Annotated in this window: 12 protein-coding genes; 2 read left to right on the forward strand and 10 right to left on the reverse strand. The window is 35.2% G+C overall.

Annotated elements, in window-relative coordinates; translation table 11 throughout:
• Positions 1-1,285, reverse strand: a 1,285-nt coding sequence (locus tag BGI33_RS07055; RefSeq protein ID WP_144235391.1) for a reverse transcriptase domain-containing protein, incomplete at its 3' end; no start/stop codon positions are given.
• A gap of 432 nt (positions 1,286-1,717) precedes the next feature.
• Between BGI33_RS07055 and BGI33_RS07060 the strand changes: the two genes are divergently transcribed.
• Positions 1,718-2,752 (forward strand): NAD(P)-dependent alcohol dehydrogenase, encoded by a 1,035-nt coding sequence (locus tag BGI33_RS07060; RefSeq protein WP_100090559.1) that lies wholly within the window; start codon positions 1,718-1,720, stop codon positions 2,750-2,752.
• Between the two features lie 95 nt (positions 2,753-2,847).
• Here BGI33_RS07060 and BGI33_RS07065 read toward each other — a convergent pair whose 3' ends face one another.
• Positions 2,848-3,099 (reverse strand): hypothetical protein, encoded by a 252-nt coding sequence (locus BGI33_RS07065; RefSeq protein ID WP_100090560.1) that lies wholly within the window; start codon positions 3,097-3,099, stop codon positions 2,848-2,850.
• A 953-nt stretch (positions 3,100-4,052) separates the two neighbouring features.
• On the opposite strand from BGI33_RS07065, the gene BGI33_RS07070 reads away from it, so the two are divergent.
• Positions 4,053-4,637, forward strand: a complete 585-nt coding sequence (locus BGI33_RS07070; RefSeq protein ID WP_100090561.1) for an RNA 2'-phosphotransferase — start codon at positions 4,053-4,055, stop codon at positions 4,635-4,637.
• 168 nt (positions 4,638-4,805) lie between these two features.
• Here the strand turns inward: BGI33_RS07070 and BGI33_RS07075 are convergent, their stop codons facing one another.
• The 8 genes from BGI33_RS07075 to BGI33_RS07100 all read right to left on the reverse strand — a co-directional run.
• Positions 4,806-5,663 (reverse strand): HEAT repeat domain-containing protein, encoded by an 858-nt coding sequence (locus BGI33_RS07075; protein ID WP_100090562.1) that lies wholly within the window; start codon positions 5,661-5,663, stop codon positions 4,806-4,808.
• A gap of 241 nt (positions 5,664-5,904) precedes the next feature.
• Positions 5,905-6,429, reverse strand: a complete 525-nt coding sequence (locus BGI33_RS07080) for a hypothetical protein (RefSeq protein ID WP_100090563.1) — start codon at positions 6,427-6,429, stop codon at positions 5,905-5,907.
• On the reverse strand, positions 6,429-6,851 hold the full coding sequence (locus BGI33_RS07085) for a hypothetical protein (protein WP_144235392.1): 423 nt from the start codon (positions 6,849-6,851) through the stop codon (positions 6,429-6,431). The genes BGI33_RS07080 and BGI33_RS07085 overlap by 1 nt, the downstream gene beginning before the upstream one ends.
• A 258-nt stretch (positions 6,852-7,109) precedes the next feature.
• On the reverse strand, positions 7,110-7,253 hold the full coding sequence (locus tag BGI33_RS13125) for a hypothetical protein (RefSeq protein WP_180298971.1): 144 nt from the start codon (positions 7,251-7,253) through the stop codon (positions 7,110-7,112).
• Between the two features lie 187 nt (positions 7,254-7,440).
• Positions 7,441-8,073, reverse strand: coding sequence for a hypothetical protein (locus BGI33_RS07090; RefSeq protein ID WP_100090565.1), 633 nt, complete (start codon positions 8,071-8,073; stop codon positions 7,441-7,443).
• 287 nt (positions 8,074-8,360) lie between these two features.
• The gene (locus BGI33_RS07095; protein WP_100090566.1) at positions 8,361-8,582 is read right to left on the reverse strand and encodes a hypothetical protein; all 222 of its coding nucleotides are present in this window, start codon (positions 8,580-8,582) and stop codon (positions 8,361-8,363) included.
• 225 nt (positions 8,583-8,807) lie between these two features.
• A complete protein-coding gene (locus tag BGI33_RS13130; protein WP_180297084.1) occupies positions 8,808-8,978 on the reverse strand; it encodes a hypothetical protein in 171 nt (56 codons plus the stop codon).
• A 154-nt stretch (positions 8,979-9,132) separates the two neighbouring features.
• Positions 9,133-9,785: integrase core domain-containing protein (locus BGI33_RS07100; protein ID WP_144235393.1), on the reverse strand; the 653-nt coding region annotated here is incomplete at its 5' end.

Here is a 9,785-nt window from a genome sequence, read left to right on the forward strand (position 1 = left end):
ATTTAATAGCTAATTTCTTTGCTTTATGCAATTTTTTATAAAACCGTGATATTGAACCTGGCCTAATAATAGCTCTTTCACCATCAAATATCATCCCTAAATATTGTAGATAACCTTTTTTACTTATGCTCATACCCATAATATTATCTTTTTCTAACATAGGCATAACAATTTTAATATGGTTATCAATTTTTTTGAAAAACACAATTTCCGTTTTAGATTCTTGAATCTGCAATTTTTGACTTTTAACCAATTGAGAAATGTAGTTTTGAATATCTTTTAATAATTGAACATTATCACCAGGAATAATTATAAGAATATCATCGCAATACCTGAAGTACATTGCATTAAAACTTTCCAAATATCTTTTACTTGCAATATCAAACTCCAGCATATAAATATTTGCGAGTAAGCCACTCAATGGAGAACCTTGCGGAATGCCTTTGTGATAATTAACTCGAATTAGATTAGCATTGCTAATTCGATTTCTGAATTCTGCTGCATGCTTGCAAAGGGAAATTAAAGGCTCATTTACATATCGACCAGCCCTTTTTTGTTTTCTTCTTCGCAACATAGTCCGTGAAATATTTAATGCATGTAATGCGTCATCCAATTTCACATATGAGTAACGAGAAAGGCTTTTGTAAACCGCATAATGATCTGCTGGAAGCTTGCCACTGTAAATATCCAAAACATTAAGCCAAGCGTCTTTCAATACATCATAATTTAGATTATCAAAAAATTTCTTTATATCAAGACATAAACAAAAGCAACTTTCCTGTTGTTTAATAATATCAAAGGCATCTTTAGCAAAATGAATATTCGACTTACCGATCGAACTATCTCCATCAAGTCGGATTTTACGAAAAGCTAGTATATTATTTTGTAACTCTTCTCTAATCAATCTATCTTCGTATTTTTTACCTAAAATATAGGCGTAATATGAATAGATAAAACTATCTTTATGTGAAGCATAAGAAATATTTCTAATTTTAGGAGGTAGTTTTTTTACAGCTCTGCAATCATTTAATCGTTGCAATTTTGGAGTTTTAGTCTCAAACTGAATAAAAGGCAAAAATTGATGGGCTACTACTTTTGAAGAGATATCTGATTTAGATTGAATAGTAGATTCCAAGCCTATCAAGTGAAAAAAATGATTGTTTAGATTTACATTATTCTGTTCTTTATTAAAGCCTTTAGTTAATGGCTTATCAAAATGCAAATAACGCCTAGGTTTAAACCAAGAATAATTCAAATCTAAATTTTTTATTTTTTCCTTTGACATGATATTAAAGGTGAAAAAATTAAAGATATTTATTAAGGGGTGAGGGCTTGATCCCGTCCATCTACAGCCCCCCACCACGTTAAATTTGCATTCATTTGAATGCAATCTGTTCTATACGAAGAACGCGACGGATAATTAAATTGATACAATAACCATGTTAATAATTTCTTATGGCTTAAACTTTATGTTTTCTGTAGAAATAAACTTTACGTTTAAGATTCAAATATTAACCCTCAGAACCTATGTTCTGGTAAGCCCATTACTATTATCTATTCACAAATAACAGTAATTGCTGCATATATAATATCAAAAACAACACATTTCTACAATATGTTTGGATACTTCATCAATAACTATTTATACCTTGACTAAATTTAAATAAATTGTTTAACTTTGATATTAGCAAAATTTGATACTTCAAAAGGAGAAACCATGAAAGCCGTCAGATTACACGCCAAAAATGATATACGTATAGACGAAATCGAAAAACCAAAGCCCAAAGCTGGTGAAATACTGATTAAAATCGGTGCAGCAGGTGTTTGTCATTCCGATTTACACCTGATTCATATGGGCATACCTGACGGAGCACCGCCATTTACCCTCGGGCACGAAAACGCCGGCTGGATTGCCGAGCTGGGCGAAGGAGTTACAGACTTTCAAATAGGTGAAGCCGTCATGATCTATGGACCGTGGGGCTGCGGCCACTGTGCACCCTGTCAGCAATCCATGGAAAACTACTGTGAACACCAGTCCGAATCTCCCATTCTCGGCGGTGGTCTGGGTACTAATGGCGGCATGGCCGAATACATGATTGTACCGTCCAGTCGTTTACTGATTCCCCTGCATGAATTGCAACCAGAACAAGTTGCCCCCCTTTCCGATGCAGCATTAACCCCATACCATGCAATCAAACGTTCCGGCAGCAAAATAACACCCTCATCCTTCGTCTTTGTCATTGGCATTGGCGGTTTAGGACATATGGCCGTACAAATCCTGAAAAAAGTATATTCTGCCACCATTATTGCTGGTGATATTGCCGACGACAAACTGGAATTAGCCAAAAAATACGGTGCTGATTACGTAGTCCGCACCGATAGAAACACCAATAGCGTCGTCGAAGAAGTTACCCACATCACTGGTGTCAAAAAATGTGCTGTTGTCCTCGACTTTGTGGGTAATAATCCAACTTTGGCCTTAGGTGCACAAACAGTTGGCTTAAACGGAGACTGGACAGTAGTCGGGCTGGGAGGCGGCAAACTAGATTGGCACTGCATGAACCAGCCATGGGGCGCATCACTGTGTACACCTTATTGGGGTTCACGCGTCGAACTGATGGAAGTACTGGATTTGAAAAGAAAAGGCCTTATCGACATCGAATACACCACCTATTCTCTGTCTCAAGCCCTGGAAATATACGACAAACTCTCTAAAGGACAAATCAAAGGCAGAGCCGTACTGATTCCTTAACCTCTTTAACAACATAAAACGGGCTGAGGGATTTTATCAACCTCAGCCCATTTTACATATAAAACATCCACCCGCTTATAACTATTTAAACTTAATCATTCACCATCTAAAAAATCATCCAGTGCATTTTGTATAGAAGGAAACCACGCCAAAAAAGGCGAGTCCATTTCCGCAATAACCTGTTCGGAATAATATTTTTTCTGATCTAATATATTCTTAATCACATTATCTTCATAAATATGATCCAGCGTCACCACAGCAAACTGATGCTCACCTAATCGTTCAATAATATTTGCTCGACATAAATAATCATTATATTTCAATAAAACCTTATGTTCTATAAACATAGCTCACCCGCAGTCACATAATTTGTTCATTCAACTCCAAATAAACTACACATCTATCCGTTCATAACACCACTGATTAAACTTATCCTAAAAGCTAGAACAAATTGCAGATATTCTCGCTTATTTGAATCCACATACCGCATAAACTTCTTATCATCATTATTAATTCCAGCTAACAAAGTAGCCAGATAAACTGGTAATTTTTCCAGTTCAAAAACCATATTGAGTAAATCATTTATCCTATAAATCATCCTGACAATACAGACAAATCTTTTACAGATTTTCAATCACCACATTTCACAATCTAATTTTTTAAGTATTACCAAACTCTATCAAATTAACCGCAAATATAAACGATTCAAAATTAACCTGCCTGATTATTCTTTCAGCAGAAAACATATAACAAATAAATATCAGTTCATCTGCAGAAATAATATTCGGGTAATAATGAAAAGATAAAATATGTATGCCCTCCTCGAATCCTTTTCCGGTAAATATCAAAATACAGTTTTAAACCCTTACCAACAGACCCACCACACTCAAATATCGCCTTAAAAACTACATCAAATACCTTATCTTTTTTACTTATCCCATACACCTCTTGGTATAGAAAAAAATCATTAGTTTAATAATACGCAGCAAATACAGAATTCTCACCCTACACAAAATCATGCTTCACCAACTAGAACTAGCCATAATTAAGCAGATCTTTTCATATCAATTACCAGCTCAAAAACATAGCAAAAAAACACAACTTGAATACAGATACTTGCAATATGCAAACAACAAACCATATCATACTATTGTATTATTTAATCAAACTTTATAAATGCAGCACAAATTATCAACACTCACAACAAACAGATAACTTACCTCTTATCAACAAAATTAAAACTAGCAATTAATATCACCAACCAGCCAAATTAAAATAAATCAACAAATAGAAAACCAAAATGACGAACAAAACCAGCCAGACCAGTAAATTTCTAAGCTACATATTAAGACACCAGCCCGAAGCCATAGGTCTTACCCTAAATCCAGATGGGTGGGTAAACATCGACACTTTAATCAAACAGGCAAATCTACACGGAGAAACATTAAACAGAGAAATAATTGACCAAATAGTACAGACCAGCGATAAAAAACGTTTTACCATTTCCGAAAATGGCCAGAACATCCGCGCAGCGCAAGGACATTCCACCAAACAGGTTGATATAGCATATAGCGAGCAGAAACCCCCTGAATTTCTATATCACGGTACAGCTACAAGATTCTTAAACTCAATAAACCAGCAAGGGCTGCTACCGGGAAGCCGCCACTACGTACATCTGTCTACCGATGCCAAAACCGCAACCACAGTCGGCGCGCGTCATGGAAAACCCGTTATTTTGCAAATAAACGCTTTAACCATGTTTCAAGCAGGCTATAAATTCTATCTAGCTGACAATGGCGTATGGCTAACCCAAACCATACCGGCAAAATATTTCCATTTATATCAGCACAGAAATCAGCCTGATGCAACAGTATCAGACTTATAAATAGCCCTAAGAGTACAACCACAGAATAAGAGCAGAAAATATTAACCTATTCAATATCAAAATTTTTAAAACAAAGCGATTCAAATACTATCCCTTTATCGCCCCAGTAAACATAAATCTCAGAATTCATGCCAAATACAATACTCATATCAAACATATTTCAAAAACTTATAATTTTGATTTTAAATTTTCCAAAATTTCAATCGAAGTATTCAACTCATCGAAAGGTTCAAACTGATCCCTTATTTTATAAAGCACAGGCAATAAAGCAATATCACCCAAATCTCCTGCCGCCTCAACCAAGTCATCATATACCGGTTCCTTACCTAATTCATTCATCAATACCTGAGTTACCCGTTTATCACGCAACTTAGCCAAACCAACCATTGCCTCAAAGCGAACATCAAAATCACCATCCTGCAACAATAAAACCAGGCAGTTTCTAACCTCAGGAGTATCATATCCGTTCATATGAACAGCAAATACAGCCCAATCTCTTACTGAGCTATGACTATCGTTCAATAGCTTGATTAACAACGGTATTGATGACTCATTATTAAAAGTTGATAAAGCAAAAGCCGTACTTTCTCTCACATTTACAGATTTATCCAATACTGTGTTTTTAGCCAATTCCAATAACAAACCGGCATTTTTATTATTCCGGCGACAACGATGCCCAAAAGACGACACCGCATAAGAGCGGACTAAAGCAGATTTATCAGTTAAAGCTAAATGGCCAAGTATTTCAAGAGATACTTTTTCCTCAAGCGTAGATAACTTGATTTGGCCTAAAATAAAAGCAGCTAATGCTCTGCGCTTATAATTACCATCTGAACAATCCATCTGAGCCAGTTTAATAACCCTGCGCCCACCCTCTAGCTGTAACATTTTTGCAGCTTCCATAGCCAGCATAAAATCATTATGACCCAGCAAAGCAATCAACTTATCTTCCGGCAGATTTCGACATCGCTCCCAATACTGAAACTCAATATCCTCTTTCTTCTTACTATAAGCAGATCTTGCCATTAAAATACTCCAGAACTTTTACAACACATTCTCATCCCGTATTTCATCATAAGCACAAAATTTAATTTCTAACTTTGCCCAATCCTCACCAATAAACACAACATATCAAATTCAATTTTTATCTAACAACATAAACTTCAAAAAGCATATCCATAACAACCCAAAACATAACTACAACTTAAAACTCATAACTAAAAAATTGAAAAATCATTGCCAGCAAATCTTAAAAATAACCATTGATTCATAACTCATCCTTATTTTCATTATTAGATAAATACAAATATTTAAATTTATTATTTCTGGCTAAATTGATATTTTCATCATTTAAATAAATAAACTTAACAACCTCCCCGCTCATCAACCTCTTCACCTCATCAAATGACTTCACCTTATACCGAGAACTTATAATCAAATCTCCATCCTCAAAAGGTACCTTCTCCTTATCGTTCCTTTGCGATGATTGCCATGATAAAGGCAATATTTTTCTTATTCCCAATACCTTGCAGACCCCGGGACCATCACCATACCAACATCTTTCATATGCACCAGAAAAATCATTACCAATTTCTCTTCGAGTTTCCGAATTAAAAAATGCACATCCAGCTCCGTTAGCCAAGCTCACATTCTTTTTTATCTGTCGATAAAGCTGTCTTCTGCTATTTGCATAAATTAAACAGAATTCCTCATCAATAGAAAAATCCTTCTGCTGTTTATTATCTTCCGCAGCTAACATAGTACTAACCATATCAATCACAAACCACCCCATTACATCATCTCCATTGCTTTGGCTAGATAATCATTACCATAATCATAATAATCCAACTCTACCTCATCGCCCTGCGCAAACCTTGCCGCATTTTTCAGACTATCTGTATAAAATAATGAATAAGCCAGTTCACAACCACTATCTGAAACACTATCGAAAACACCATCTACTTTAGTTGTTATCGAACAAAATTTTCTAGTACCAAGTAATACTTTCCTGACTTTCTTATGCTGCCGAATAATAATTTGTTGATTTTGCTGCTTAAGAAAATCTATTTTTGCCATTACCTTTTCCCTGAGTTCATCATTATCCCTAAATTTAAAATAGTAGTATTCCTCTTCCAGAATAAATTCACCTTGTTCTTCCAATCTTGTTCCATCTTCTACCATCAAAAAAATAAAACTTACTGAGCCAGCTTCCATTAATACCTCTCAACACCATAAGTAAACAAAACATTTTTAACTTAAAAATCATGCCAATCAATTTACCAATCGCGCTATCCATTGGCACCTGAGCATCTTATTATTACAACATCAGCAACTACCATAGCCTATTTTTTTAACTGGCACATACTTTCACAAACAGCACATACAAACAGATACCAGAACAGCATCTTCTTAATAATTTCAGATATATACTAAATATATCCATTGCCACTCTAAATAGCTATCTCAATAAAACTAATCAATATCACTTAGTTCCGGATATTGCTCATATATCAGGTCTAAAATATTTACCTGAAGTTCCCCGATTGTCATCCCCACAGCTCTTTTCAGCATTTTATATTCAGCTTCAGATAATTGCCCCTCAGTTTCCAGAAGCAATTTAGACAATAACCTTACTATCTCCATTGATACATCATTTATCCTAATCGCCGTAGCCTTTTGTATAATAGATGCCCCACTATTCAAACCACGATACTAACCAGAAAGACTCAATTAAAATATAACTACCCACCAGAAAATCGTAAGACCCAACATAGCCATTCACTTGGCAAAATCAACTACGTATTTAACCTTTACCATAAAGCTCATCAATCAACTGATTGTATTCTAAATAATAATCTCTAAACCTTTCCTTATCATACAAACGTTTATATAGATATGTTCTTCTGTAAATTGCATATAAAGTATCTTTTCCACTATAGTTATCCATTTCCCAATCTTTAATGTCTATTTCCCATTGTTTGAGTGTAAATAATTGAATTTTTTCATAGTCAGACAAAAAATTTAATTTTTTTATTAATACAGTTTCTCTCAATCGCGCAATAGTCATATAACGATAAATATATTCATTGCTCAGTTTATTTTTATCCAGATTAGTCTTGAATTTTTCATTTCTCAAAATCCTGAATGCATGCCGAGCCAGACAAAAACGATGGGGGCTTTTCCAGTCAACAGGTCTACCTAACTGCTTCAAATGTTTATCAGCTCTGATCACACATTCTTTCTTATCCGGTTTTTCAATATAAAAGTCAAAAAAAGAGTAAGCCTCAAGAGTATCTAATCTATAAACAACAATAGCGACTTTAATGCCATTATCAACATCGTCTACATCCATAGTATATGCTTCAAAATATTCATTTATTCCTACACGAATGAGTACTAATTCAAAATACTTATGATTTAAATATCTATTACACATGCATTACTCCATTAATTTACAAAGAAAATCAATTAAAAATAACACAACCCATTATAATAAATAGCTATATCGATAACCCTACCCCTATAACATAAAATCATCCTGCTAAACTGGATTAATATCTGTTACATATAATCTTAGCCAAATTTCCCCCAGCTAAGAAACCTACTAGTCAAACTATAAACACACAATTAAACCTAACCAATATAAAACCATGTCATAACATTATATAATGGCATATTTTTGGCCAGCCTTTAAACCTAAACTTATTTACATAAAAATCTTAATTAATCAAGTTCTTTAGGTTTAAGATGCGGGTGATTGATATATATATTTTTTAAAACATCCCAATATATAATACTCATCAATTGAGCAACAACCTTACGATAAGCAATAAATTCGTTTTCAGAACAATACTCTTGTACCTGCAATAATGATTCATCTAACTCACGCGTTGTTTTTAAAAGCAAATCACTAATATTTTGAGCAACTACTTGATTTTCTATCATATAAGTACCCCTTAGCAGTCATTGTCTTCCCAATGCCTTCTTCCGCAAATCCAAAACTTAAATCCATTATTTCCACTGAGTAAAGCTTCTTCCAAACACCTTTCTCAGCCCATCTTCCTAACTATACAGCATCATTGCTCTTCAAACTCTTCTCACTTCTCCTCATTCCCATCAATAAAACCATAATATAAAACAAGCTCCCTCTCAGTCCAACGGCAATACCCTTTATCCCCCAATCACTGCCGGTTTTATAGCACTGCCTACAGTCTCTCCCATTGTCGCGTCTGTTACGCCACTGCTAACTGTTCCCACACCAGACAATACCAAGGTATATCCAGCTTTGCTTAATCTTTCTCCCACAGCGATACCTACAGCACTACTAGTCGCAGCATCCATTACAGATATCACTTTAGCACCTCATTCAGCTCCCTGTGTATAACCTCTTTTAGATTTATTTAGTACACAACCCCAATACGATAAACCATATAGCCCGCACAACTGCAAACTCCCATCTGCTGTACTAGCTTAAACTTAATCTGACAGACACTACCTACTCATCGGCATTCGTTCTAACACAATGACTGTCTGATGAGTAAAATAAATTCTCTAGCTGCTTTTCTTTAGCCAGTCCTTTTGTCTCTACCCAAGTTTGCCAAGGTGTCTTACCATAACAGTATTTCCCTGAATGTGCTCTTTCCCGATTGTAAAACTCTAGCCAAAGCTCAATATCTTGTTGTATCTCTTTCAGTTCTGTATATATTTTACGTCTAAACATAATATCATAACACTCGGTCTTCATCGTCTTATGGAACCGCTCACATATACCATTCGTTTGCGGACTGTAGGCTTTTGTTTTCGTATGCTCTATATCCTCCAAATTCAGATATAGTTCGTATGCATGACGCTCTTTATGACCGTTATACTCACTTCCTCTATCCGTCAGAATTCGTAAAAGCGCTACCTGCTCATTATCAAAAAATGGTATCACTTTATCATTGAGCATATCCGCAGCAACTAAACTGTTTTTCTCCGTATATACTTTAGCAAACGCCAGTCTTGAATAGGTATCAATAAACGTTTGTTGGTATATTTTCCCAATCCCTTTAATATGACCAACATAATATGTATCTTGTGCGCATAAGTATCCAGGATGCTGGGTCTCAATTTCACCCTGTGCCTCTCGCGCTGCTTTCGCTTTCTCTA

Origin of the sequence: Snodgrassella alvi, assembly GCF_002777425.1 — a bacterium.
Classification (GTDB): Bacteria; Pseudomonadota; Gammaproteobacteria; order Burkholderiales; family Neisseriaceae; genus Snodgrassella; species Snodgrassella alvi_B.

Bases quoted from the DNA above. Each gene is read 5' to 3' on its own strand.
- BGI33_RS07060 (WP_100090559.1), top strand. From the start codon at position 1,718: ATGAAAGCCGTCAGATTACACGCCAAAAATGATATACGTATAGACGAA.
- BGI33_RS07065 (WP_100090560.1), bottom strand. From the start codon at position 3,099: ATGTTTATAGAACATAAGGTTTTATTGAAATATAATGATTATTTATGT.
- BGI33_RS07070 (WP_100090561.1), top strand. From the start codon at position 4,053: ATGACGAACAAAACCAGCCAGACCAGTAAATTTCTAAGCTACATATTA.
- BGI33_RS07075 (WP_100090562.1), bottom strand. From the start codon at position 5,663: ATGGCAAGATCTGCTTATAGTAAGAAGAAAGAGGATATTGAGTTTCAG.
- BGI33_RS07080 (WP_100090563.1), bottom strand. From the start codon at position 6,429: ATGGGGTGGTTTGTGATTGATATGGTTAGTACTATGTTAGCTGCGGAA.
- BGI33_RS07085 (WP_144235392.1), bottom strand. From the start codon at position 6,851: ATGGAAGCTGGCTCAGTAAGTTTTATTTTTTTGATGGTAGAAGATGGA.
- BGI33_RS07090 (WP_100090565.1), bottom strand. From the start codon at position 8,073: ATGTGTAATAGATATTTAAATCATAAGTATTTTGAATTAGTACTCATT.
- BGI33_RS07095 (WP_100090566.1), bottom strand. From the start codon at position 8,582: ATGATAGAAAATCAAGTAGTTGCTCAAAATATTAGTGATTTGCTTTTA.
- BGI33_RS13130 (WP_180297084.1), bottom strand. From the start codon at position 8,978: ATGGATGCTGCGACTAGTAGTGCTGTAGGTATCGCTGTGGGAGAAAGA.